25 protein-coding genes are annotated in these 25,939 nt (G+C 41.3%); 8 read left to right on the top strand and 17 right to left on the bottom strand.

Annotated elements, in window-relative coordinates; genetic code table 11:
• Positions 1-61: 61 nt before the first annotated feature.
• On the bottom strand, positions 62-3,892 hold the full coding sequence (locus ACE1B6_RS09595; protein WP_413257034.1) for a hypothetical protein: 3,831 nt from the start codon (positions 3,890-3,892) through the stop codon (positions 62-64).
• Positions 3,893-3,971: 79 nt separating this feature from the next.
• Here ACE1B6_RS09595 and ACE1B6_RS09600 point away from each other — a divergent pair, with 79 nt between their 5' ends.
• Both ACE1B6_RS09600 and ACE1B6_RS09605 read left to right on the top strand, forming a co-directional pair.
• Positions 3,972-4,181 (top strand): hypothetical protein, encoded by a 210-nt coding sequence (locus tag ACE1B6_RS09600; protein WP_413257035.1) that lies wholly within the window; start codon positions 3,972-3,974, stop codon positions 4,179-4,181.
• A 146-nt stretch (positions 4,182-4,327) separates the two neighbouring features.
• A complete protein-coding gene (locus ACE1B6_RS09605) occupies positions 4,328-9,652 on the top strand; it encodes a P-loop NTPase family protein (RefSeq protein ID WP_413257036.1) in 5,325 nt (1,774 codons plus the stop codon).
• A 14-nt stretch (positions 9,653-9,666) separates the two neighbouring features.
• Here the strand turns inward: ACE1B6_RS09605 and ACE1B6_RS09610 are convergent, their stop codons facing one another.
• The 11 genes from ACE1B6_RS09610 to ACE1B6_RS09660 all read right to left on the bottom strand — a co-directional run bounded on the left by ACE1B6_RS09610 (position 9,667) and on the right by ACE1B6_RS09660 (position 15,644).
• Complete coding sequence (locus ACE1B6_RS09610; RefSeq protein ID WP_413257037.1) at positions 9,667-10,518, bottom strand: ThiF family adenylyltransferase; 852 nt, start codon at positions 10,516-10,518, stop codon at positions 9,667-9,669.
• Entirely contained in the window at positions 10,505-11,233 is a 729-nt protein-coding gene (locus ACE1B6_RS09615; protein ID WP_413257038.1) for a hypothetical protein, read from the bottom strand. Before ACE1B6_RS09615 ends, ACE1B6_RS09610 begins: the two co-directional genes overlap by 14 nt.
• Positions 11,202-11,933: a hypothetical protein gene (locus ACE1B6_RS09620; protein WP_413257039.1), complete on the bottom strand. Its 732-nt coding sequence runs from the start codon at positions 11,931-11,933 to the stop codon at positions 11,202-11,204. Before ACE1B6_RS09620 ends, ACE1B6_RS09615 begins: the two co-directional genes overlap by 32 nt.
• A complete protein-coding gene (locus ACE1B6_RS09625; RefSeq protein ID WP_413257040.1) occupies positions 11,906-12,718 on the bottom strand; it encodes a hypothetical protein in 813 nt (270 codons plus the stop codon). Before ACE1B6_RS09625 ends, ACE1B6_RS09620 begins: the two co-directional genes overlap by 28 nt.
• A gap of 1 nt (position 12,719) precedes the next feature.
• Positions 12,720-12,968 (bottom strand): hypothetical protein, encoded by a 249-nt coding sequence (locus tag ACE1B6_RS09630; protein WP_413257041.1) that lies wholly within the window; start codon positions 12,966-12,968, stop codon positions 12,720-12,722.
• On the bottom strand, positions 12,965-13,168 hold the full coding sequence (locus ACE1B6_RS09635) for a hypothetical protein (RefSeq protein ID WP_073594904.1): 204 nt from the start codon (positions 13,166-13,168) through the stop codon (positions 12,965-12,967). The genes ACE1B6_RS09630 and ACE1B6_RS09635 overlap by 4 nt, the downstream gene beginning before the upstream one ends.
• Positions 13,169-13,198: 30 nt before the next feature.
• Positions 13,199-13,882, bottom strand: coding sequence for a hypothetical protein (locus ACE1B6_RS09640; RefSeq protein ID WP_413257042.1), 684 nt, complete (start codon positions 13,880-13,882; stop codon positions 13,199-13,201).
• A gap of 88 nt (positions 13,883-13,970) precedes the next feature.
• Positions 13,971-14,216 carry a hypothetical protein gene (locus ACE1B6_RS09645; RefSeq protein ID WP_413257043.1) on the bottom strand — a complete coding sequence of 82 codons (246 nt, stop codon included), beginning with the start codon at positions 14,214-14,216 and terminating at the stop codon, positions 13,971-13,973.
• Between the two features lie 104 nt (positions 14,217-14,320).
• The gene (locus ACE1B6_RS09650; protein ID WP_413257044.1) at positions 14,321-15,016 is read right to left on the bottom strand and encodes a siphovirus Gp157 family protein; all 696 of its coding nucleotides are present in this window, start codon (positions 15,014-15,016) and stop codon (positions 14,321-14,323) included.
• Between the two features lie 3 nt (positions 15,017-15,019).
• Positions 15,020-15,229: a hypothetical protein gene (locus ACE1B6_RS09655; RefSeq protein WP_413257045.1), complete on the bottom strand. Its 210-nt coding sequence runs from the start codon at positions 15,227-15,229 to the stop codon at positions 15,020-15,022.
• Positions 15,230-15,236: 7 nt separating this feature from the next.
• Entirely contained in the window at positions 15,237-15,644 is a 408-nt protein-coding gene (locus tag ACE1B6_RS09660; protein ID WP_413257046.1) for a hypothetical protein, read from the bottom strand.
• Between the two features lie 290 nt (positions 15,645-15,934).
• Here ACE1B6_RS09660 and ACE1B6_RS09665 point away from each other — a divergent pair, with 290 nt between their 5' ends.
• Positions 15,935-16,942 carry a hypothetical protein gene (locus tag ACE1B6_RS09665; RefSeq protein WP_413257047.1) on the top strand — a complete coding sequence of 336 codons (1,008 nt, stop codon included), beginning with the start codon at positions 15,935-15,937 and terminating at the stop codon, positions 16,940-16,942.
• On the opposite strand, the gene ACE1B6_RS09670 is transcribed toward ACE1B6_RS09665, so the two are convergent.
• Entirely contained in the window at positions 16,915-17,628 is a 714-nt protein-coding gene (locus ACE1B6_RS09670) for a ThuA domain-containing protein (protein ID WP_459562995.1), read from the bottom strand. The two genes, ACE1B6_RS09665 and ACE1B6_RS09670, sit on opposite strands and share 28 nt — an antisense overlap.
• 53 nt (positions 17,629-17,681) lie before the next feature.
• Between ACE1B6_RS09670 and ACE1B6_RS09675 the strand changes: the two genes are divergently transcribed.
• The 3 genes from ACE1B6_RS09675 (at position 17,682) to ACE1B6_RS09685 (ending at position 19,367) form a co-directional block, all read left to right on the top strand.
• Positions 17,682-18,167, top strand: coding sequence for a hypothetical protein (locus tag ACE1B6_RS09675; protein ID WP_413257049.1), 486 nt, complete (start codon positions 17,682-17,684; stop codon positions 18,165-18,167).
• Between the two features lie 143 nt (positions 18,168-18,310).
• Positions 18,311-18,739: a helix-turn-helix domain-containing protein gene (locus tag ACE1B6_RS09680; protein WP_413257050.1), complete on the top strand. Its 429-nt coding sequence runs from the start codon at positions 18,311-18,313 to the stop codon at positions 18,737-18,739.
• A complete protein-coding gene (locus tag ACE1B6_RS09685) occupies positions 18,723-19,367 on the top strand; it encodes a transposase (RefSeq protein WP_413257051.1) in 645 nt (214 codons plus the stop codon). Before ACE1B6_RS09680 ends, ACE1B6_RS09685 begins: the two co-directional genes overlap by 17 nt.
• Here ACE1B6_RS09685 and ACE1B6_RS09690 read toward each other — a convergent pair.
• The 4 genes from ACE1B6_RS09690 to ACE1B6_RS09705 form a co-directional block, all read right to left on the bottom strand.
• Complete coding sequence (locus tag ACE1B6_RS09690) at positions 19,364-19,600, bottom strand: hypothetical protein (RefSeq protein WP_413257052.1); 237 nt, start codon at positions 19,598-19,600, stop codon at positions 19,364-19,366. The two genes, ACE1B6_RS09685 and ACE1B6_RS09690, sit on opposite strands and share 4 nt — an antisense overlap.
• Before the next feature lie 44 nt (positions 19,601-19,644).
• Positions 19,645-21,729 (bottom strand): ATP-dependent DNA helicase RecG, encoded by a 2,085-nt coding sequence (gene recG / locus ACE1B6_RS09695; protein ID WP_413257053.1) that lies wholly within the window; start codon positions 21,727-21,729, stop codon positions 19,645-19,647.
• A 140-nt stretch (positions 21,730-21,869) separates the two neighbouring features.
• Positions 21,870-23,534, bottom strand: a complete 1,665-nt coding sequence (locus ACE1B6_RS09700) for a relaxase/mobilization nuclease domain-containing protein (RefSeq protein WP_413257054.1) — start codon at positions 23,532-23,534, stop codon at positions 21,870-21,872.
• A gap of 20 nt (positions 23,535-23,554) precedes the next feature.
• Entirely contained in the window at positions 23,555-23,941 is a 387-nt protein-coding gene (locus ACE1B6_RS09705) for a hypothetical protein (RefSeq protein ID WP_413257055.1), read from the bottom strand.
• A gap of 226 nt (positions 23,942-24,167) precedes the next feature.
• Here ACE1B6_RS09705 and ACE1B6_RS09710 point away from each other — a divergent pair, with 226 nt between their 5' ends.
• Entirely contained in the window at positions 24,168-24,884 is a 717-nt protein-coding gene (locus tag ACE1B6_RS09710) for a DUF6088 family protein (RefSeq protein ID WP_413257056.1), read from the top strand.
• A complete protein-coding gene (locus ACE1B6_RS09715) occupies positions 24,881-25,840 on the top strand; it encodes a nucleotidyl transferase AbiEii/AbiGii toxin family protein (protein WP_413257057.1) in 960 nt (319 codons plus the stop codon). The genes ACE1B6_RS09710 and ACE1B6_RS09715 overlap by 4 nt, the downstream gene beginning before the upstream one ends.
• The last annotated feature ends 99 nt before the right edge of the window (positions 25,841-25,939 follow it).

The raw sequence follows: 25,939 nt of genomic DNA on the forward strand, positions 1-25,939 counted from the left end.
TGCGATCGCGTAGCGTGCCTCCCAGCATATCGCCCTTAAATCTCCAACCCCCTACACTCGACTAAACCATTTCCAACTCTCTCGGTTTCGATTCAACCGCAGGCGCGAGAGTAGTTCGGGGCTGGGACAAAGCTTTCTCTCGTTCCACAATCATCTCTTGGAAACGAGCCGCTGCTTGCTCTGTTAGGGGAATTTGGACTTCCTCGGTGTGGACGTTGGCTTTAAACACGGTGCGTTTGGATTCGTTTCTGACAAAGCAATCACCGTTCGGCTGCACGTAAGCAGTCCATTGGTTATCGCCAAACTTGAAGTGCTGGGTACTATGGGAAGGAAGCTGCGATCGCCGTTGTTTGTAAGTTTCCGAAACGACGCTAAAGAGGGTATCTTGCAGAGAAAGCCGCCAGTTGTCCGCTTTAGCATTGCTGCTGTCGCGTTTTGGGTTATTAATTGCTGTTTCTGGTTTTGAAGCTCGTTCTAGTGGTGGTTGGAGAGTGCGATCGCTCTTGGCGCTGTACTGCGCGCGATCGCGTTGAGCAATGGCAGCAGGTGAATCGATTTGTGGCAGTTGAGTTTCAGGCAATAGAATCGATTCGCGATCGATCTTCAGCATAACCGACCTACCGCCCTTATCAGGAGAAAGCGTCGCCTCAAAAGTAGTTCCAGGGGGTAACTTAGGACTATCGGGGGAAAATGTACCCAAATTTTTTCCGTCAAGCTGGATAATGGGAGTGCCTTGAAATCGGTAATACTTTTCGTGAGTCGGAGGTAAATCGATCGTCCCCACTTGCAAAGTAACTTTCCGAGCGTTCCATTTTGACTTGGAAAAATCCTCTTCTGAGTAGTCATTATCGGGATGTTTGACATTGACGACTTCTATTTGATTTACCCGATAATTTGACAGAGCATCGCAGATTTCATCCATGAATAATTTGTAGACAAGTGCGCCTCTACCTGCTTTATCTTGAGACTCAATCCAGCGACAATCGACGGGAGGAACAATGAGAAGTCGGGTTTCATTACCGGAGTAATTCGTTACTTTTAAAGAGTCGGTATCGATATGGTCGTTGGAATTATCTCCGTATTTGGCATCGAGTTTCGCTATCATACTTTGGGGTAAGTTTTTGAAGGCGAATTCAACAAGTGGTAATTCGGGATGAGTAGTAGCTTCGTAGGCAATACCTTTGCTATCGAGTGCGTCTTTCCATTGGTTAGGTAGGTCAATAGTTCTGCCATCTTTTGTTTTCACTTTTTGGAAAGGAACTTGCAGAACGTAGACATCTCGTGGTAAGGCTTCGTTCAGTAATTCGTAGTCTTCTTGTAGGGAAAAGGTAATTTCTAATTCCTCTGCTACCTTCTGGCAAATTGTCCGATGTTTGCTTAAATTATCAGAAGTGTGGGTAGCTTGAAATAAGGCATGAGCCGCCCTAGTTTTTCGGTCAGGAGTATCCCAAATTTCGTCATTTTCGGCTCGGTAACTATCATAAAGTTTGCCCATTTCCTCTTTTCGCGCTTTGATGTCGCTGCCAGTGCGCTCGTAGATAATACTCTTGTCTTCTTGAAAGCGTTGCACTAAGTCTTTCGCCCATTGTAATTCATTTTCTGACCATAATATGTCAATTTCTTTGCTGTGGCGATACTCAATTTCTCTCTCTAGTAAGGCATCTTTGTACTGATAAGGAACGTGCAATTCCTTACCTTCTTTTTCGTACTCAATACCTGCTGCATCCAGTTGTTTGCGCTCGTCTTTTGACACGATTAGATAAGCTGGAATGGGGGGAAGAATGTGCTGAAATTCATCTCGGTTTCGGTGAATTAGTCGCGTTTGTTCCCAATAAGGATTAACGGCTTCTTTGGCTAGTACGTAAATAGGATTGGGGAAGTCGGCTGGCATGGGAAACTGTTTGTACAGTTGCTCGTCTCCTTTATACTGGAAAAAGTAAGTGCAGCTTTTGTGTTTGTCGCACCACTCATCTACTTTTTCGAGTAAAGTATCGGGATTTAAACCAGTTTTCTCTTTCACTTCTTTAGCATCTTTACCACGCAGCGAGTTTTTCTGGTAGTCAACTTCGTACTGTTCCATAATGCTAAGAGCAGCAATGAATCGCTTTTGTTGCTTGAGAAATAACTTTTCATCTTCGCCAGGGTTGGGAATAGCTGCTGCTACTTTGCCGATAGCTAAAGCGACGATTCCGACTTCATTTTGAGAACTGGCAACGCCGATTTGTTCTAGGGTGGTAAATTTGCGTTGACCTGCTTTAACTTTACCTTCTCTAACTTCGGGGTCGTCTTCTCGATACTTAGCTTTGGTATAGGGAATTTTCTCAGCTTGTGTTACTTTCCCAAATTCAAATAATCCGTCTTGTGCTGGTAAGATTTGTTGGGCAATGTGAGGGATTTTTCGAGATTCGATGCCAAAGGGTTCGTCACCGTCAAAATCACCTTGATGGAACTTTTCTAAGTCTTTGGGATGGAACCAAATTACACCTTTAATTTTTGCCATCACAGTGCGGATTTCATCTGGAATATTTTCCAGGTTTTTTGCGTGGATATTCTGGTATATTCTCAAACCATCTTTGTTGAGAATGGGGAATCGACCTTGAACGCATTCTCCTTCTTTCAAATGGTGAGCGCAAACAACACCTCTGGGTAAATCTTCGCAGGGTAAAGCCATTGCAGAGGTCATTGATAAAGCACCTCTGGTTGCTAGATTTCGCCATTTGGATGCCAGCCACCTTTCTGCCATATTAGTGAATTCGGGACTGCCTATCATCAGTCCGAATTTATCGGCTTTTAGCATCTGAATGTCCTGTCTTTCCCGCTTTTTATCTTCGGTACTTTCTTCGGTATCAATGTTGATTTCATCGTCAATTGTAGTTGATAGTTTGTCCTGCTGTTCTTTGAGTTTTCTTTCGTTCAAACGGGCTAAATATGCTTCGCGTTTGTCATAATCTTCAATCATGGCTTGGCGCAATTTCATCGGGTCGCGTTGTAGTGCTGCGAGTCTTTGAGCTTCGACTTTAGCTGCTGGTACTAAGTCTTGTTTTTGGGCTGCTTCATCGAACCAAATTCCGGTGGATTGCCAGCTGGTTTGGGTGATGCCGATTTGACTGTTTTTACGATTACCAAGGATGGCTTTGGGTAATTCGTAATCGCCACAAGGAATGAGTTCTTTGAGTTGTTTTTTATTGATGCCTTTGATGCTAGAACGGTCTAAAATTAGTTGGGGTTTGTTACCTTCAGAATCGGCTAATGAGTCGAGTAAATTGTCATCGGGACGCAGGGTTCCTTTAGCCAGAAAGCTAACTTGGGGTGTGGATTCTGTATTTTCTGAATTCCAACTACTTAGCCAAGCAAAACGAAATTGACAAGCTCGATTTTTCTCGCCGCCGATGCTTTTGAGTAATTCGGAACTGATGGCACCGTGACAGTCTCCGGTGCGATATTTAGCATATTGTGGGTCGGTGAAATCAACAATTTTTATTCGTAGATGGTCGCATTCTGATACGCCGGACATACAAGTGCTGACGAGAAGGGAACCGTAGCGACAGGCGGTGTCTTTTTCGGTTACGAATAAGTCTCCTATCTTTTTGGCTAGGGTTTCGTCACCGAAGTAATAACTATTGCCAGATTGAAATATCATGCGTCGCTTAATTCCGTCTTCTGGGTCGTGGATGCTGGCGCGTAGTTGGCGAGAATCGGGATTGGATTTGTCAAGTTTGACTATCATTAATGAGTGCAGTTCTTCTGGTTGAAACATTGCTTGCAGAATCGAGTGGCGCAGGATTTCTGGGTTGTTGAAGAACTTGCCTACATTGCGACCTTTGGCATCGGTGTAAGCGGCATCGAAAACGGGAATTTTGAGTCCTTCTTCGGTGACAATTGTGGCGACCATGTGTTGATTTCTCCTAATATTTATTGTGGAAAAGGTATGGCGAGACTATCTAAGCGTTAGCAGGTTGAAATTCGGTCAAGTGTTGACCGTTGGAAGTGTTTTTGAGGTGATGGAAATGGGACTAATGGTTGATGCGATCGCTAGTTCGGTTCTGTTTGAAGAGGAGGAAGATACAGGGCTGGTGGAGTTGGCAATCAAACCGCAAGATGAGGATAAATACTCATTCGTGTGTCCCAATAGCGCTCCGGCGGATTTGATGGACAGGCTGGGGAGAGCGATCGCACAATAGGAGAATATGGATTTTGATCAGAGAATCGAAGCTGACCCTACATATATAAATAGGGTTTAAGTTGGGATTTTTTCTATGGGGCGGTGGTAACCGCCCTTTAAACCCAAAGGGTAAACAAACTTTTATAGGAAAAGCTAGGGTTAGGCATGGTGGATAGTGAAACAACAAACTCGACTGCAATAATATCTGAACTCGATCTACTTTTTCAGTTTAATAAGCTGAGAAATGAATGGCAGGAAAAACAACCCAATCGAGCAGAAGGTGGTTCTAATGCTTTGAGTGGTTTTGAATTCCAATCTTTATTAACGTTGTTAACAATTGTTAGGCGATGGAAAAAAGCTTCTCGCACCGATCAACAAGATCCGAATATTGGTCATAAAATTCTTAGTGAAGCCATTTCAGACCTGGCTGAATTAGACGTAGTTTGGACTATCACGCAAGCAAAAAAAACTCTTTCAGACAGTGCAGTTCACAAAGCACTAGATGAACTTTGGGAAATTTTTAATCTTGCTTCTGAATGCACACCGGAGTTGATAAAATATTTACGATTTGTAATCTCTGGAGAGAATGAGGATATCAAAGGCGATAGAAATACCCATGATGTTATTCAGGGGTGGGGAACTAGATCAAAAGAAAAAGATTCTAAAAAACTTTCTGAATTTAAATCTCGTGTCACTTATCAGCTTATTTCCACTCCAAAAGATGACTTAACGGCGGAGTTAGAAAACTTGTCACGGGATGAAGATACTGAAACAACTATTGGACGATGGTTAGGCTATCTTTTTCAACTTGGTTCAGGCTTATCTCCTGAGCGTATAAGCGCTCTTATATGGCGGGAACTCATAAATGATAAAAGCTTGGAAGCGTTCCAAGCAACACTGGCAAGATTATTCAGTCGCTCGGATTATCAACTTCGTGGTATTCGACATACACTCGGTAGCAGTCTGTCTCTACCCAGGAAAGATTTACTTTCACAGCTACAAGCATCTGTACTCACGAACCGAATAACCCTTCTCATCGGTTCATCGGGATCTGGAAAATCCGCACTTTGCAAGCTGGGTATGCAAACAAGCTTTCAAGACTACACGCGCTTGTTTCTCCATCCGTCTGACATTCTTTTCTTTACAGAAACTCCAGACTCCACATCCAGCCGAGATACAAGACGTATTGATGAACTGCTAGCAGCTCAGGTAATTGAGAAACCCATCATCATCATAGATGACCTGAGTGATGCCGATGATCAAAGCTTTGATTGTGTACTTAACCTCCTTCAAAATGCTCTAGCTAACGAAACATCAACGGATGTGCGTTTTGTACTCGTGACACATACAGATGCTGAATCCAGAGTTCGCAACAAAATTGTTACTAGACTTGGCGCAGAACTTTCTATAAACGTTGTTAAGCTTCCACAACTACCTATAAACGATCTTCAGTCATCCAATACTTTACCAGGCAACGTTGCGAGCCTTGTCCAACGTGCTGATGAGTTTGGCCCTGCTTTAAACCTTAAGCTTCTTGACTGGCTGATTAGTAGCGTTCAACAGGATAATATCAATGTTTCATCCTTCAAAAATGACTTAGACCTACTCGCTTGGTTCTGGCGCTCTCATGTAGGGAATGGGTACGAGGTCAGTGAAGAAGGTCGTGTCTTAGTTGAAACAGCCATTTCATTAGCCGATAAATTTACTCCTGATCTGTATCTTTATGACTTAGGTATCGCTCCGACAACTCTATATACTTTGGTGCGGCGGGACTGTCTTCGAGTTGTAGAAGAAAAAGTAGCTGTCACACACCGTTTTGTAGGAGATTGTGCAAGGTTTCGTTACCTTCTGGGGAAACGTCGTGAGCTAGAGGTTAGTGAGTTTGCAACGATTTTGAGAAATCCTCTTTGGTCGCAGCCAGTGCGCTGGTTTGCTTTGTATCTTGTGATGGAATCAGAAGAAACTGAAACATGGCAGGAATTGCTTCAAGAGGCCAAGAAAGGCAATCATTTACAGCTTATTGACTTGCTTCTTGATGGCGCGATCTTGAGCAGACAGCCAAGCTCAGTTCTCCAAGGCTGTTCCGGCGAACACCTTCCTTTTTTCATAAAGCGTCTCATCTCTCGTCTTCTAGCGATCGCAACCGAGCCGATTCCTGATTACTTTGGAGTTTTCCAGTCAATGTCCGCAAGCCAAAGGCTTATGTTATACGAACGTACAATTGGAACTCCAAAAGTACATCTGTGGGAACCTGTTTGGCGTTGGCTTTTAGCGCAGAATCAAGAGGCTTTGATAGAAAACTCTAAGTTAATTTTTAAAGCAGCAGAAGCTTGCCTTAACTGGGGCGTTGCAGAAACATTCCCACTGCGAGATCAGATTGCAGAACTAATTGTTGATTTGGCTCATAAGGTATTGTTACCCGATCCCGACCAAGAGAAACGGTACTGGTTACATAATTCCTCATCAGCAGCTTTTGCTTGTATCATTTTTACACTAAAACTTGTTCCAGAGCGTTCAGTATGGCTGTTGAGAGCTTTGGCAGGACGAGAAGTGATTCCCGCAACAGAATTAGCATCAACTCACACGAGTTGTTCCATAATTTTTCCAGGAGTAGGTATACTTGAATCGGCGCACCCGAAAGGCCCTTCAGGTAAAGTAAATTGTGATTTTAGAAAATTCATGTTGAAGGAGAATGGTGTATATCTCCGTGCTGTTATTCGTGTCAATCCACAACTCGGTGCTGAATTACTTTTAGCTCTGACTATTTCACCGCCTGGTTATCACTATGAGTTCGAGCGATCCTCTGAACTGTTAGATAATAATCTTGGAACAAAAGGATCTCATGAGCTTGATGTTTGTACATTCAAATTTGTCCCACTTCTTTATCTCTTTCAAATAAATGAACCTCTTGCAGTTGATGTTATTGCAATCCTTTGTAATGTAGCTACAGATTATTGGCACGAACACCACTGGGCAAAAAACAAACTGGAGGGTATGCCAAAGACTGATACTGATGGCGTAACTTTGCTTGTTGGCGAGGATAGAAAACACTTCAAAGGTGGTCGCCATGCCCTGTATTGGCATCGCAAGTATACTTGGTCACCAAATATTGTTGCTTGTTTTTTAATGACACTAGAGGGATGGCTCTACAGCCGTCCGACTAAAGCAGAACTCGAACGTTCTATATCAATCATCTTTGAGTGTACTGACACTGTTGCAATGCTTGGGGTACTGATTTCGCTAGCTAAATACGATCCAAATCTTTTGAAAGGTTCCTTATTACCTCTGCTGTCATCAGTACAACTTTTAATATGGATAGAGTTTGACGAGATTGATGAAGGGCAAAATTTCGCATTCGATTCTTTTAATGCTAGGACAAAATTATCGCAAAAAGAATATCAAGAGTTAATTGAATTTCATCGGCTATCTCACCGAAAAATTCCCCTTTTAGGCATAATACTCCGAATGTGGTTAAAGGGAGACATTCCTTTTAATGCAAAGTCTCGAATTTTGGAAGACTGGGATAATAACCAGCTTAATTTGATTCCAGAGGTTAGCCAGTATCGTGCATTAAAAATCCGAGCTTGGTTTGAAGACAACAACTGGCTGTCAGAAGAGGATGAACATGGAACTCAAAACTTTCGCTTCGTGGATGCTCTACCTGAAGATGCTGAAGTTGATGCTAAATCAGAAGAGGATGAACATGGAACTCAAAGCTTTCGCTTCGTTGGCACTCTGCCTGAAGATGCTGAAGTTGATGCTAAAGCCGAATCTGCGCTTTGGAATCTTAAGCATTTTGAAATCGTAATGATGTGCCGACAAATTTTAGATGGTGAGTTGCAAAAGACACCAGAACTAGATAGGAAGTTTGTTACTCTTTTAACAAGTGAAGAACAGCTTACTTCTTTACAAGAACGCTTGGAAGAAAAAGCTTTTCTAGATACAATTTGGGCGATGATTACTGTTGTCCTGGAGCCTCCTAGCAACGAGCTAAACCAAGATTTGGATTGCTATATCACCCATTATGCTAGTAATTTTTCTAATCTGCCGATAAATTTAGATGTTTCAAGCCGTTGTCAAAATTACAATATAAATGCTGAAGCTTTTCTTGCTCATACAGCCCCTAAGTTGCTGCGAAGATGCAAATCTGAAACCTTACTTCGAGCATCTGCTTTCCGTTGCATTATTGGTGTCCGCAATTACAATACCTCGGCTTTTATGCGCTCGTGGATAAGAGAATATGGGCTAGATCATACACTCACTCAAGAACTAATCAACGTAACTCCTTGGATAGCTCGCCTAATTGCACTAACTCATATAATCCTATCCAATCAAGCAATTTTGCAAGAGGATACCCATTCGGTTCCAATAATTAGACTTCATGAGATTGCAGATCCAATAAGTAATGGAGAACATCCTGAAGTTCAGAAAAGTTGGTCTAACTTAGAATCTCAATTTGTAACGAAAAAAATTCCTGAATTATCTATCATTGATGCTTTTAACTCGACTCCAGAACTACTAATTCCATGTCTTAAAATAGTATTTCGTATGCTAAAATATGGATTGTGTAATTGCAAAATCGATTGGAATTTTTTAGGAGCGGTATTAATTCCCGTATTAGAAGTCCAACTAGAAAACACAGAGGTTCAGGATTTTATAACTGCCTTGTGCCGTCAAGTGCTTTTTACTTTGATTCGCCAGAGAGAGGCTGTCTATTTGGATTACAAATGCGCTCAAAGAGAGGACGGATATAGCGATGTAAATATACAACTCTATACAGATCAGTCTCAACTCTTAAGCACGGTAATAAAATCTAATCCTACAGAGGTTGCTGCACGAATAAATATACTTATTGAGGCTTTAAAATCTGTGGGACTGGTAGATTGCATTGTTTTAAGTGATGTTGTAGATACGTTAAGTTACTGTGTTGTTGAATGGAGTTCTTTAAATATAATTGACAACTCATTTAGAAATCACATAGCTTGTACGGTTGGAGAATATCTTTTTAAACTTATAAATCAAGAGGATTCAAATCTAAGATTCCTCGGTAAAGCTAGAGAAGTATGGAAAAAATTAATTGATTTTTTGTGGCAATGTGATGAAAATAATGCTGAAAAAGCTAGTCAAGCAGACCATTGGCTTTTGGAGTTTTTTAAGCATTTTCAAGAGGTATTACTTACTGATTGGGCGTTGAGAATAAAATTGTATCGTATTGGCAAATCAACGAAGGATAAACAGTTCCGCCAATTACTTTTCACAACGCTCGTTCAAAACCAGAATCACTTACCCAGTAGCAGAAATGACGAAAGTGAACTTTTAGTTCAAGTTCTTGCTGAATTCTGGGATTCAGATCGCATATGGATTATCGACAGACAAGCTCGGCTTCAAAATTTGAAAACAATGCTCGGGCAATTACAGGAAATTGATGCAGTAGGTGCAAGAAAGTTAGCAGATCAAATAGCGGATTCCCTAGCATATCCATCTGATTGATGCTCAAGATCGGGTTAACATGGTGTTATTGTTTCACTTGCGATAGATTTCAACACCGCACACACCGATCGCTGGGTAATATAGATCGATCGCGCCATCCCACTCTCCAAATCAAAATAAGTAGCAAACCGTTTGAGATTACCCCCAGCCATCCGGTACAGAAAATCCGCCGCCTCAGCCGCCACCCGGACATTGACACTTTCGCTCTGCAAATTCAACACCGCCATCTCAGCACAAGATAGGTTATTTGTCAACTCTTCTGGTTTCGGCTTCAAAAGGTCAGGAGCTTGCAGCATTGGAGATGGCAACCTCGCACATCCCAGCCCCCCAAAATTATAGAACTCCGGGTCAGTTTCCAAAGAACTGCCGAGCAAGATTTGTCCGGCTGCGGCATGATTTCCGCAATCAAGATACCACACGCGGGGCATTTCAGAACGGCTGTAGAATTGGTTTAACTCTAGAGCCTGGTTAATAGCTGCTCTCCCGGCTGCCGTATCCACGCATCCTACCAAGATAGTCAGCTTGTCATAGGCGTAGCGAATCAACTTTGGGTCAAACTCCTGCACGAAAGCCGTCGCGTCCACTCCCCAAGCTATAGAATATCTCAAAGCTAGAGCCTGCGCCTTGGGCAGTCCGATTTCCTTGTCACAAAAAGCCTGCCTGCTGATGTTAGCCTCTTCAACTATATCTGGATCTGCGATCGCCAATTGCACCTTCTTGCCCAACTTACCCAAACTCCGTGCCAGCCGTGCAATATGGTACGATAGCCAAGACCCAGTTCCTCCCGCCCCAACTAGCCAAAAATCGATCGAATCTGTTTGTTTGATAATTAAAGAAGAAGCTTGTAAATAATCATAGTTGAACATCAGGTAAATCTCCAATAGGGTCATCAAACAAACATGGCGCAACAGAACTAGAGTAAAATTTGTTAATCGAATTGCCTTTTTCTCCGTCTTTTGTCACATCTACAACGAAACTAGGCAATTCAAATATCCAGTCAGCCGGAACGTGCCAAAACTGCCGATAAACTCCCACTCGGCAAATAATTTGGACACTCGATTCAGTTACTTTCCCCAAAACTGCAAAGATGCGAAAACCCCCTTCATCCGCATCATCTGCACCAGAAAAGAATGCACCCATTCGATTGTGGGAATGTACTTCCACAGTGGCATTAATGTAAGAGGAATCTAAACCATATTCAATCGCTCTACACTTACCAGAACTTTGCATTTGCTCTGGAATTACTAATTGCCATTGTTCTGAAAAGTGCTGAACATGGAAAACAATTTCTAACGGTGGTTCTGCAAGCGCAGCAATGCAACTTTCCCTCCACATTTGAATGAGTATTTGTTGAGGAATTCGTCCGGGAGTTAATCGAACGAAAGGTTCAATTCGTTCTAATTCTCTAATTGACGCAGTAAAAACTTCCACCGGAATTATCGCTTCTAATCCCGGTCTAATTGCTCTCACAAAGATGCCATTACTGCCAATCAAATACTCGAACATACTGCTAGAGTGAGACGGCAGATTTTCTCCGACTTTAACAAACTTATAATCGACCAATTCTTGGTGGTAAATCATCAGTTATGGCTGCAACTAATTTAGCAATTGTTTGGTTGGTGCCGATTAAATCTTTAACTGGGTAAGATGAACGTTTAACCACTTTTTTTATCTGCATTCGCACATCACTGGGTTGAGTCTTAGATTTACTATCACTCAAATGTCCGTTAAAGGGACTAGAAATGAACAATTCCCAAGCATTTGTAATCGTATTAGGCGAAGCAACAGGCGGTTTATGCTCTCCCCAACAAATACGTCCACAAGAAGGATAAGAATGCAAATAAACATTGGGCAAAGGAACGTGAAAAGCTTCAGCTTCTGGGTCAAATTTTGCACCTTTAATTGCCCAAATCCAGTAATCAGATTTCAAGCCCAAAAACACCATTCCTGGTAAAGGAATTAAGTGCTTTGATTCCAACAAATTTATTTCGTGTTTCTGAGGCGGAACAAATTTAATTGTCCATTCCCCAACGCTACCAGTTCCCCAACGTACTATTCCCGATTCAGGATTTATCCAACCCGAATCAATCGGTGCATTTGCAAAAGCTGCTCGGAGAGTAGTTGGAGACAAACATTTGTACTTGGAACTCTCCCCGGATTGATAATGAAAAATGTAAGTACCGCCTTCAATAAAGAGAAGTTCAGCTTGAATAACCGACAACTTTCGGGGAGCAATTTCCAGTAATTCCCGAATTATTTCAGCTGCAATGTCAGATTCCATAATGCTAAAATGTGCGAAAAATTGGTGTTCGGGTCAGATTCAATCCAATCAATTAATTCGTCAGCTTTATTTAGTAATTGAGTAGCTTTTTTCCACTCAATCGTTAGAGAATTAATTGCCTCAATTGTCCAAGGTTTTGACTCAAAATTACGATTCCAGTAACTCTCGTAATAAATAACTTGGTCTAACCAAATATTGCCAGTTTCTAAGTCAAGAATTGTTAAAGCTGTAGGTAAAGCGTTGATGGGAGATGCAGCACGAAAAGCTAATCTTTTGAGAAGTTTGAAATCAGCTTGTTCGGGAGGTGCAATATCTTTAAAACTATATCCAAAAGTGCCTTCGTACCAAGATTCTCCATCATCACCCGCTACCGATTCCAACCACCATCGACCAGAGTGAGAAAGTGGAAGTAATATCTGCCATCCACTTCGTAAAGCGTCAATTCCTTCTTCGTGGTCTTGCCAATCTACTCCTTGAGGCGAGACAGGAATTTGATAGAGGCGTTCTTCATAAGCACCCTCTACAATCATGTCATCAATGGGAAATAAATGTTCGCTAACCAGCGAAATAAACTCCAACTCTTTTGAACTGTGATTTCCATCTTCTGAGTAGAGTTCGGATTGGCTTTTTTCCCATTCCACAGGAAACAATTCTTGGTAAAGACTGAGTAGCTGATAGGTGTTGAGATGCGCTAACAAATAATCGGTTGCTGATTTAAAATCAGTAATTGGTTGACATTGTTGTAAGATTTGCAGAGCAGATTTAGCATTCCAAATTACAGCCATATCAAAACCCCATTGGAACTGCACCAGCTACAGAACGACTATTGAATAATCGTTCCTTAGTTTGTTCCACTGCTTTTACATCATCTGTTCCTTGTGCAATAGCTAATTCAATAGCTTTTATCATTTGTTTCATAATTGCACTATCAAGTTCTCCCGCAAGCTCTAAACGTTGCAGTTTGCAACACATGAATAATGCCGGATTGACTTCTTCTGGTGCATTGATGAGAAATTCTAAAGAAGTGGTTGTCATAGTTTTATTGCTCCTTTAGAACCGTTACGTTTAGCTATTGTAATCAATTCTCCCGGTTTTCTAATAATGTCAGCGTTAGCGCAATCTGGGTAATAAGTTGTTAGCAGTTTCCGCAGTTCGTTATCGTCATTTGCTATATCCTCATCAACAGGATGTTGTTGTCCTTCAAAGGAAATTAGCACTTTCTTTTTTCCAGTCATTTTCTATCTCCCAAAAGTTTGTTTGATTATTCAAATTCCAAATAATGTTAGTTGCGTTCCAGTAGATTTAGACTCAGTAGAAGTTGTAGCAGTAGTGGTGTTACTCACTTCATTTTTGGGTTTATTTCTCTTTTGACTACAAGTATTAGCAATCTGTCGCCGCACTTGGCGATTAGGAAAATCTACTACTAGTTTTTCAAGCAATTCTTTTAGAGGAGATGGTAGTTCTCCCAAAGACGATTCTCTGATTTTTTCGCTAACTGGAAAGTCACCATGACTGCTTGCTGAAATGATAACAATCCGACCATCGGGATGACCGTCATCTGGTTTAAATGTTAGGTGCAATTCTACAGTACACTCCTCGAAGATATAAGGTTCTTCTGGTTGTTCGGATTGTAAATTGCTTAATTCTTCGGTTTCAGAAAGAGCATTTTCTTCATCTGACTCTGCCAAATCTTCATCAATGGAGTCGGAATCACTTGTAGGAATTGATGGTTCATTAACGGTTGTTTTTTTAGCTTTAGCTGGCGAAAGTGGAGCTAAATAAGGTTTTTCTGCTTGCCAACGAGTGCGGTCAAATAGCAGTCCAACCTTTTGGAATCTCTCTTCTATTGTTTCTTCATCTTCTGATTTAAGAGTATAGTCAATTAATTCCTCACTCCTTACTGATAAATTAGCATTTGTTACAATTTCTTCTGGTGTAAACCATTTCATCTTGCTATATTGTTTAATAGCTTGTCATAGCTCTTATGGGCGTTAGCCCCCATTATTACTGTTAATTCAACTTATTTTTGTTCAAAGCTCAACTGATTAGTAAAAGTGGTTCATCCTTATATGCTTCTAGTTCTAAGTAATCAGTCATTGCTTCAGCTACGGCGGCTCTAATAGAACCAAGGATGACGAATAAACGCCCATCTTTAATGGGAAATGATATATCGAGGTAATTATCTTGATCTTCAATCAAAATGACAACTTTACCTCGATGAATCCGGTAAGTAATTGTGTTAAATGTTGAAATGTCAAACGAATGGTTGTTTTGTTTGTTCATGGATAAAGTTACACTAAATTAATTCAAAAAATTTGGTTAGCAGATAGCCATATAAATGCTATCTGCTGTTAGCGAAACCTCCCATACTTGTATAAGGTATACTACTAGCTAACTCGTGCTTTCACTTTCTTCTTAGAACTATCAACACTTTTAGCGATCGCTTTTTCTTTTCGCCCAGTACTTTGTGTTATATTTGAGTAGTTTTCCTCAGTGTTTGATGCAGTTTGACGATGAGAAATTACCTCAGTAGTAGTAGTCAGATTTGATGGTACTATGCCGTATTCAACTCTGAGTTTACGTTCAATTCGAGTACCATAAACAGGAATACCACATTTCCAATCGGCTACAATTTTGCGTTTGTTTGGTGTAACAACTAGCTTTTCTGTACGGTATTCAACTGGCAAATCACAAGAGTTAATTAACACTTCACAACTAGGCGGATTTTCTTTGAGTCGAATGTGACGCGAACGCCCTATAATCTCTGTAGAAATTACTCCTTTTGAGTGAAATTCTAGCAGAGTTTTATCTAAATTGCTGCGCCAACGTTCTAGTTTTTCAATCGCCTGATTATGCAGTTTGACTAAATGTTCTAGACGTGCTTTAACGGCATAAATTTCCGCATCTAGTTGGTCTGCAAGTTCGGCTTGCGTGTCAGCAGCAATTTCTTGGTCTGTTTGATTTTCCCAGATTTCCTTAAGGATAGCCTCTTCTTCTTCGAGAGTTTCAGCCGTTTCTAATTGATTCCATAATTGAACGGCTTGAATCGAATATCTGGCTAACGAATTTTTGGCTAAATACATTATTCACCACCTTCCACAAGAATGAAAATAATCATCAAAAGTTTCAATTCGATTGAGGATGTTTAGCGTTCCTGGGGTAGGTTCTTCTAAATTTTTGAGGTCAATTTCCTCATCGTTTCCGTCCCAAATTACTTCTAGGGAGTTTAAATCGAAGTTATCTACTTCAACGGGCGGATTTATGGTATTGTCAGTTTCAGATTTTGGTTGGGACATGGCTGATTCAATGTTTTCCATTTCTTGTTGAAGCCCTTAATTTTTCAACTTTTTTCAAAGCCGAAACTTGTTTTTTAGGAACTAATAATTCTTCGGAAAGGTCATCTTCGTCATCGACAAAAGTATCGTTGTCTTCATCTAAGTCGTTGGCTTCACTTTCGTCTGATGAGGTAGTAATAATGTCATAACCTAGTTCTAGGATGAGCGACTTTACTACAGTTTCTATCTGCTGTGCAGATAAATTTGGTGTGGTTCTTTTGAGTTCTTGCTGTTTCGTTAGCATCCACACTTCCAGTATTTCTTCTGGTGTGGCAGTTTTCAAGGTTGATTTGATTTTCCTAATCAGTTTATCCCGCGTGGATTTGAGACGGTCTGCGGTACTTTTTTGGGTATTATTGGACTGATTTGTTGGCATAAGTGGTAGCTTACGAATTGATTATTTCCACCAAAATTCTTGGGCGTTAGCCCATTGATAATTTGATGACATCGGCAATTAGATGGAAGGGTTGGTAATTCTTTTAGATGATGGGTTATAGCTACCTTTTTTGTAGTTTAGTAATTGGTAATTATGTAAAAGTTTTGGTCGAGTACGATAACAATGAATATGTTCAATAAAATAGCCAAATCTATTCCAATGGAGAGGAAAAAAACAACAATAAAACAGATACAATTTAACCATTAACTTCGGTTTCAAGAGGTGTAAATATGAATTCAATAGGAGGTTTTTATCCTGTTATTCTTATCCCTGATTCAATTTGTCAGTTCTGTACGGATAACCCAATACCAGTTTTGGAAGAAAACGCTACTCTTAAAATACAACAGCCTTTTCTGCCACGACTGCCAGTTTTAAATAATTCTCGTTATTATTTAGTAATTCAGCTTTGGATAGTCAGCGTTCCAATATTAATGTTAATTAACTGGCTATTTCCCATGAATGTTATAGCCTTTCTGTTATCGCTGGTATGTGCCTCAATCTGTGTAGTAGCAGTTTTTTATTATCTACGATTTGTGGATTTCCAACGGCAAAATCGCTATCACCAACGACTGGCTGAATATCAACAACAGTTAGCTAACTACGAAAGTTATCAATTGAGTTATTCGCAGTCAAAAAGTAAGGAAAGCGAGCAGTATAACTCTCTGTTACAAAAGCGTTCTAAGCTGCTTAAGAAGTTATTGAGAGAGATTGTTCAACCACCAGCAAGCCAGGGGAAAATAGGAACACAACAAGGGGTAAGCGAAAAACAGTTTTTTGTTTATTTATGCCGTTATTTTTCCGATTGTTATGATTTCTGCATGGGTGGTGAGTTTCCTATACCCAGTACATCTTTTTGTTACACTGCTGATTTTATTCTAGTTCATCGAGCAACAGGTTTAGCTATAGATATCGAGATTGACGAACCTTATGACGGAAAAACGGGAAAACCTCATCATTGTATGGATAGGAATAAAGATAATCAGCGCAATCGGTTTTTTTTAGAAAGAAATTGGGTGGTGATTCGGTTTTCTGAATTGCAAGCTGTTAAATATCCTGATGCTTGTTGTCAAGCGCTCGCTAAAGTCGTTTTTCAAATTACAGGTGATTATAGAAGTTTAGTTAAACTACAAAATGTTAAAGAATTACTCCCTCACAAACAATGGAAAGTTAAGGAAGCTGTTTATATGTCAAAAACTAAATTTCGTAATTCTTACTTGAGAAGACGCTTACCAAATTGAATATCTGGTGGTTGAGTTGGATTCGCCCAGAAAACTGCGTTAGTAATTACTTGGAGAACTTCGGGTTGATGATAAGTTGGAAATGCTTGATCGCCGGGACGAAAGTAGAAAATTTTGCCTTTTCCCCGGTGGAAACAGCAACCACTACGAAACACTTCTCCACCCTCAAACCAACTGATCAATACTAAGGCATCAGGGTGGGGAATATCAAAAAATTCGCCGTACATTTCTTCAGTGGGAATTTCAAAGCATTCATTTAATCCACTGGCGATCGGGTGTGCTGGATCGACCACCCAAATGCGCTCTTTTTCTCCTGTAGCACGGTATTTGAGGTTGCAAGACGTACCCATCAATCGTTTAAAGATTTTGGAAAAATGGCTAGAGTGAAGTGCAATCAATCCCATCCCAGACAAAACTCGCTGATGAATTTTATCTACAATGTCATCTTGTACTTTGTCATGGGCAATGTGTCCCCACCAAATTAGTACATCTGTCCGCTCTAACACATCAGATGTTAATCCATGTTCTGGCTGGTCTAATGTTGCTGTCTGCACCAAAAGTCCTACGGATTGTAGATGTTGAGCGATCGCTCCATGAATACCATTGGGGTAAGTTTTGGCTACTTCGGAGTTAATTTTTTCATGTTGATATTCATTCCAGACTGTGACAACAGGGGTAGAAGACATATTCCAGTACATAATCAGCAATAACAACATTAGATTAGTTTTCAATGAAGTAAATGATGAATCCCAATTCAGTTACCGGAACGATTTCGTTAACCGTGTTGCCACAGGCTAATGGACAATATATCTGCCAAATGTCAACAGATTTGAGCGACTGTCCTACTTCAGATATTCGTTGCTATGGTCAAACCAAGGAACATACAATTGCGATCGCATTAGAACAGTTAGCCGATCGTTATCGTCAGCTTGCTGAAGAACGTCAGGATCGAGATTGGGATGCTGTGGAACGAACCCAGTCTGGCGAGCCAATTGTCAAACACTATCATGTAATTTTGCATTACGAACGCATTGCTGAAGCTGCTTCAAAATTTGACGCAATGCACGACACAATTCTAGGGAATACAGTGGTTGAGAATGCAAAAATTACTCTAGTGGAAATTGGGGCAGATTTGCCGATCGAGCCACTAACTCAATCTGAAATACTAAGTAGTCGGACAAAAGAAAACGAGACTGTGTTAAGTTCTATTGAGGCTGGGATGTAGTGCTATGAAGCCAAGAATTATAGAACAAATGTATTATAGTGTCCTGTAGCCACCAAAAATTGGGTTAGAGGTTTTTGAATTCATTCGCTCGATAATAGGTATGAGATAATAGATAAAAGTGTAACCTAAAAGGTAATTCTTGAATGTCATCACCACCTTTGAGAGTATTTTTAACAAAAGCGCAAGACCAAAAACTATTGGAATTAAGTAAATCGACAACTGTTTCCCAAAAAACTAGAGACAGAGCTAGTATAATTAGGCTCTGTGCTATAGGTTGGAAAGTCGAAAAAATTGCCAGCTATTTTAACGTTTCTAAACTAGTGGTAAGAAATACCATACATCGCTGGTTAGAAAGAGAAATCAGTGGATTAGAAGATACTCCGAAACCAGGAAGAAGAAGAAAATGGCAGCCAGAAGATTTAGCTGAAATTGAACAAAAATTAGAAACAGAACCCCGAACTTATAGTAGTCGCCAGTTGTGTCAAATTTTAGCCAATACCAAAAAAATTCAATTGAGTGAACGCCACCTCCGCAGAATCTTGAAAAAAAAACTATATGTGGAAGAGAACTAGAGAGTCTCTCAAATCTAAACAGAATCCTCAGCAGTTAGAAATTAAGAGAAACGATCTAGAAATGTTAGAACTGGCAGCGAGTGCCGGAGAAATTTATTTAAAATATTTGGATGAATCTGGCTTTAATTTGTGGGCAGAACCATTATACACTTGGGCGAAAATCGGGAAACAAAAACGAATTGAACAACCTAAAAACAAAGGGAGAAGATTAAATATTTGTGGCTTATTAGAGCCAGGAAAAAGCTTTGAATATGGTTTAGCTTTAAAGAGTTTCAAGAGCGGGGATTATATAAAACTAATGGATTGGCAAGCAACACTTGCGTCAGAAAGATTAAAGGAAACGGGAAAAATAACTGTTGTAGTTCAAGATGGAGGCTCGATCCATGTAAGTAAATTAACTAAGACCAACCATGAAAAATGGTCAGCACAAGGATTATATATTTTTTTATTACCTAGTTATTCCCCCGAATTAAATCGCATTGAGAATGAATGGCAAAGAATCAAACAAGATGAATTAGCTGGGCGAATGTTTGAGGATGAATATGAATTATGTTTGGCGGTCATAAACGCCATAGAATCTCGACAAAAAACTAATGGATTAGAGGTAACAAGGTATCGCTTTAATTAAATAAATACAGATAAACTTTCCGAGAATCTAGATTCAGATAACCCAGAATCGTGCAAAGCTTTAGCTTTCTGTATTTTCGGTCGCTCATTTGGTTGCTCATCTAAAATTAAATTATTATTACTTAGAAAACTTTCCCCCAAACTTTGGTTATTTAATCGTGAGCTTGCAAGATCAAGAGCGATCGCTTGTCTTAATTTAGCGATCGCTCTTCCCTGTGTTGCACAATTTAACACAGTCTCGTTTTCTTTTGTCCGACTACTTACCTTAAGATAATTGGTTAATTGAGAGCACAATTCCAACTCGTCAGTCCCCATCTTTTGAGTTCTGCAACCATCAAAGGATGTTGCTCTAAATTCGGGTTACTTTTGACGATCGCTAATGCCATAGAACGAGCTAAATTCAGCAATTCCTCGTCATCCAGTATATTCGCCAGAGCAAATTCGGAAATACCCGACTGCCGATAGCCCATCACAACACCTGGCCCACGCAGCCGCAAATCCATTTCCGAAATGAAGAACCCATCAGTAGACTTTTCTAACACCTCAAGACGTGCCTTAGCTTCTGCGGTTTTACTGGTATTGAGCAGCAGACAATAAGAACGGTGCGAACCTCGACCAACCCGACCTCTCAACTGGTGGAGTTGAGCCAAGCCAAAGCGATCGGCATGGTCGATTAAAATGACTGTAGCGTTTGGAACATCCACGCCTACTTCTACTACAGTGGTGGAAACGAGTATTTGAGTTTTGTTGTCGCGGAAGGAGTTGAGGGCTTCATCTTTTTCGGCTGATGTCATTCGACCGTGCAGCAAGTCTACCTTAAATTCGGGGAAGATTTCCGTTAATAATCGTTCGTATTCTACTACTGCTGCTCTCAAATCCAGCTTGTGCGATTCTTCAACTAACGGAAGGATGATGTACGCCTGATGACCTTGAATTACCTGATGGCGGATAAAATCATAAGCTGGAGCGCCTTGATTAATCACTTTGGTATGGATCTTTTGTCGCCCCGGTGGTAGCTCGTCAATTTGGCTAACATCCAAATCGCCGTGTAATGTTAGTGCTAAAGTACGTGGGATGGGAGTCGCAGTCATCGTCAGTACGTGAGGTCTGTTCCCCTTGTTGAGCAAATGTTGCCGCTGCTGGACTCCGAATCTGTGCTGTTCGTCGATAACTACCAAACCGAGTTGATGGAAGTTAACTTTTTCTTGCAGCAGTGCGTGAGTTCCCACCAACACAGACAGTTCGCCAGTCTCCAGTTGTGCGTGGATTTCTCGGCGTTTGACAGTTTTGGTAGAACCTGTTAGCAATTGGACAGAAACGCCAAGGGGTTCAAACCAAGTGGCAATTTTCCGATAATGTTGTTGAGCTAGCACTTCTGTAGGAGCCATTAGTGCGGCTTGGTAACCAGATTGGATAGCAGCCAGAACCGCAACGACTGCAACAATAGTTTTACCGGAACCGACATCTCCCTGTACCAAACGGTTCATCGGAGTTTTGGAAGTCATGTCGTTGAGAATATTGTCGATGACTCGACGTTGAGCCGAGGTAAGCGAGAAGGGAAGTTGAGAGTAAAACTGTTCCAGTAGTGGGCCAACAGGAGCGATATTTGTAACAGCCTCACTTGCCAAAAGTTGATGGCGGCGCAAGAGAAACGATAGCTGAAGATAGAAGAATTCGTCAAATACTAGACGACGACGGGCAGCTTCTAGTTGAGATTCACCTGGGGGTTGGTGAATAAAAGCGATCGCTTCCTGCAATTCCATCAAACCATGTTTTCGTCTGAGATCCTGCGGTAGGGGGTCAATTAGTAACTCAAGAAGTTGCAAAGCAGAGGATACTGCATCTTGAACGAGTTCGTTGCTGACTCCTTTTGTTAATGGATAAATCGGGATGATTGAGTTTTTCGTGTCTCTTGCTTCATCTATGTCAATTAATCGAATTTCCGGTGAAGATAAGATCCGTCCGTAATAGCGATCGGCCTTAACTGCGCCCGATACAGCAACAATGCTTCCATTAACGTACATCGAGATTTGCTCGTTTCTCCACTGTTGAGATTGATAATACGGATGATTGAAGAAACGCTTGCAGGCAATGCTACCTGTTTTATCCTTAACGATAAGCGTTTGGATTGTTAGCCGAGGATTTTTAGGCGGACTGATAATTTCGTGCTTTTTGATTTTGCCGATAATGGTGGCAGAATCGCCTATTTGCAACCCAGATATTTTGACTCGTCTATACTTGATATAGTCGCGGGGGAAGTAAAGCAGCAGGTCGAGAATTGTATTAATGCCAAGTTTTTCGAGCAGTCGGCAATTGTTTCTGCTTAAACCCGACAGGTGATAGATGGGTAAATGCAGCTTCATAGGATTTAATAGTTTATATGAAAAGCGCTCGCTGGGCTGCGCTAGCAGCGAGAAAATAATCTTGGTTTTTTATTCAGAAATTAATCAATCATTAGTGAAGTAAAAATCACTTTCCTTAGTGCAATATCAGAATTTATTTGTTAACCTAAGCTCAAGCCAGAACTGCGATCGCATAGCCTCTCTTCTAGCACATCGTCTGTTTCATCAATTTCATCCGATTGGTTTTCCGCTTCTTGAACCTGGGCTACCAGTATCCCATTCCATCCACCAATGCCAGGATTTATTCGTTTGGCTTGAGGTAATATTTCGATAATCTCTTTAGACAATTTTTCGCCAAATTCATCTCCCTTCAAACCAACTACTATAGCGGGAATGTCTTTAAGAAAATCTATTGGCAAGGAAGATATGGCATCGATGCTTAAGTACAAAGTCGGCGTGCGATCGAATTTGGGGTCTAGAGCGATCGCAGACAGCGTTTCCACCGGGTCGCTAGCAATGACGGCTCTTTCAATATCGCTTTGAGTCGCTATCCAGAAAATGCCCTTCTCGCTATCGTCATATTTTCGAGTGGACGTTCCCGCGTTAGCCCCAATGGAAAATTTTCCATTGGGCCTTAAAGTGCAGCTTCCCGTTTTCTCTCCAGTAAGCGTGCGAAGGGTAAACACAGCACGGGTTTGGTCATCTGCGTCTATCCATCCCTTATCGTGTAACAGGTCGATCAATTCGGGGGGCAAGCAGGCATTTTCCACCAAACTTTCTCGCGTGGACTGCCACTGAGAGGCTAAGTCTGGCGAGTTTGTCCCTGCATTTAATGGTTTATCCTGAAATACATCTTCTGACTCAACAGTTGGAGAGACTTTGGAGATTGTGTAAGTATCCGGGTTAAAATTGCAGTTCTCAGATGAAGTATTGTTCCCGGTGTTATTGATGCCAGTATCGCCAGCAGTGTCATTATCTGTATTTCCGTCTTCATCAGGTTTACTATTTGCTGTTTGTAAAATCTGGTTAGATGCCAAAGTTGGCATTTGTGTAACAATGTCCGAATTTATCTCAGGAGAATAACTGACTCCTCTATATTTTTGAAGTCCTTTGAAGGTGTAAGCTTTGCCTAAATGCGTGCCGCTAAAAGCTATATCGTTTAATTTGTAGCTAATGCCTAACTCGCCTGTGGGTGTGGGTTCTATTTTTACACTGATGCCTTGTTCGTTGAGTCGGTCAATCAAAATAGCGATCGCGGGACTATCTGCTGTTGCTCGATCGAGTGCTGTTTGCAATTGCTCTCGCGTGCTAATTTCCCCCGTTCTTGCTAATCGTCGCCGTTCGCCAGTTGTGGGAGAGCGGCGTTCTTTATCAAAACTACGTGCAGCTGGTGTCAAGTCGTACTTTTCTTCTAATTGTTCAATTAACTTTTCGCTGCGTAAGTAGTTCCAGCTATCGGATACGCAACTTCCTTTTTCATCTAATTTGATGCGGCTGGCTGCAATATGAATGTGGTCGTGGTCGCGGTCTGTATGGCGGATAATCGCAAATAGGTTTTTATCGAATCCCATTCCTTCTAGGTAGTCTAGTGCGATCGCACGCCATTTGGCATCAGGTATATACTCGCCAGAGGGAACGCCCAAAACTGCATGATAAACTGGGTTTTCCACTCTGGTGTTGAGTTGTTTGGAGAATCGAAATTCAGCTGCTAATTCCTGGGGTGTCTCTCCTACAATGTTTCCTCCAATCAGTGAAGCGCCTTGTTTGGAAAAGAGGTAATTGAGCAGTCCCGTGAAGCTTTTACCTATGATTTGTTTGCCAATCATTTTGCTAAAACTAGGCTTTACTAACTAGCTTCCCATTTTTCTAAATCTTCATATTCTTCATATAAATCGGTGGAAATTTTTATATTCATTTGTTGCCATTGAACTTGTTTTAGTAAGAAAAGTGCTTTTTCAAGAAGGTCTTTGAGTTCTGCTGGTTCGGTTATTTTTTCTCCCGTCCATAGTGCTTGTTCGGTGGCTATCGCAATTGGTTTGAGTCGTAAATTAAGTTCTGCTAATTTATGGCACAAAGTTGCACTGCTCAGTTGAAATTGTTGGCTTTTTAAGGTTTTGTATCGGAACAACTCGCTGACAGTGGTTTCCAAATCTTTAGCCATTTTTTCTGCTAGTTTAAATTCTTCTGGTGTTAAGCGTATTCCTATTTTTTCGATTCGTTTTTGCCGGGTCATAATTTACTTTGACTTTAAATTATGGTTCGTCATGTTGAGCCTATTAAATTTGAACAGAACACAACCTCTAACTTAAGGTTTTCATTTTGCGATCGGTCCGTAAGCCAAGTGACTGATTTCTCAGGAGACGGAAGCAGCATAATATGTCAAGTTTTTTTGCGAAAAAACTTGACATATTAGCAATAGGTTGGACAATAGAAATAAGACTGAGCCTGGGTTTCAAGCGATGAAGAGGAGTCGAGTTAATACGGCAGAGTTAATTCGCAGACAGGTTGAGGAAGGCCCAGAAGCCTACTGGCGACACTCGGATTTCTCCCATCTGCCACCGACGGCAGTAAGCAAAGCGCTCTCCCGGCTGGCGGCAGATGGAGTTTTGGAGCGAGTTAGCAAAGGACTCTACTACCGCCCCTGTCAGACACGATTTGGTCGCAGTCGTCCCTCTCAAAGCGATATCCAAAAGCTGCTGACAAAACAAAATTTACATCCGGCTGGAGTGAGTGCGGCTAATTTATTGGGGTTTACGACTCAAAACGCCATCTCTGGTGAGTTTGCTACCTCAGCAAACAGTGTTCCTCGCACCATCATCGGATCTCGCGCCCGACTGCACACCCGCAGACCCCAAACGTGGAACTACTTGGAAGCGACGGATGCAGCAATACTTGATTTTTTAAGGTCTAGGGGCAATTTGAGCGAGTTGTCACCAGCAGAGACTAAGCAACGGTTGTTGGAGTATTTTCGAGAAGGCGAACGCTTTGAACGGTTGGTTGCAGTTGCTTCGTCGGAACCGCCGCGAGTGCAAGCTATGCTGGGAGCGATCGGACAGGAACTCAGGAAAAGTCCACAAGAGCTAGAAAAACTCCGAAATAACTTAAATCCACTCTCTCGATTTGTTTTTGGGAAGTTAAGTAACCTTCGCTACGCTAAGGAGTGGCAAGCTGAGTGAAACTATTTGAACACGCTGATTTTCGCGATGCTGTCATTGCAGCTAGAGAATACTTTTCTCCCCTTGGACTTACCGAACAATTCATCGAGAAAGATTATTATGTCACTGAGGCGCTGCGAATTGTCGCAACACAGTGGCCGAATCAAGTAATTTTTAAAGGTGGAACAAGTCTTTTAAAAGGATGGAAGTTAATCGAACGATTCTCGGAAGATATCGATCTGTTTTTGAACCGACAAGCGTTTATTCCTCTTCTTGGTGCTAATAAAGTTGACCGAGAATTGGAAGCGATCGAAACTGCTGTGGGAAATCATTCAGGTTTGAGAGTGGAACAAACTTTGGGAAGAAGGAAGCGGGGGGTATATCGGAATAGCTATTTTATTTATGATCGACAATTTGTAGGAATTGAGGCAATCGCCAATCGGGTATTTTTAGAGATGGGAACTCGTAGCGGTACGTATCCCACCCAAACTGTGATGCTTTCCTCTTACGTAGCTGAATTTTTGCATGAAATTGGCGAAAGTCTTGATACTGAGGATGAATCCAGTTTTCCCATGCTATTGCTAGATTTTCGCCGCACTTTTGTTGAAAAGTTGTTTACTATCCACTCGAAGGTAGTAAAGAGTCAGCAAGATGGGCAACCAATTGGGGCATACGCCAGACATTATTACGACCTATTTTGTTTAGCCAAACAGTCCGAAGTACAGGAACTACTGCAAAGTGATGAATACAGCCAGCTTAAAGAGGATAGCGAACGCATTAGTAGAGAATACTTTCCAGATTATGACGCACCGGAAGCAATGAAATTCTCAAATAGTTTGGCGCTCTTTCCAACAGGAGAACTACGCCAAACTCTGAAGAAAGAATACGAACAGCAATGCAGTAACCTTTGCTACGGAAATTATCCTGCGTGGGAAGAGGTAGAAGCCTGTTTTGAAGAATTACACGATTGGCTTTAAGTCGAATGGAAAATTTTCCATTACTAGGACAGCATAGCATTTTGGCGATCGCCCTACCTCATTAGTTCGATTTTACGCATTCTGGGATTCGGACAATCG

The organism is Floridaenema fluviatile BLCC-F154, assembly GCF_041929135.1.
GTDB classification, from domain to species: Bacteria; Cyanobacteriota; Cyanobacteriia; order Cyanobacteriales; family Aerosakkonemataceae; genus Floridanema; species Floridanema fluviatile.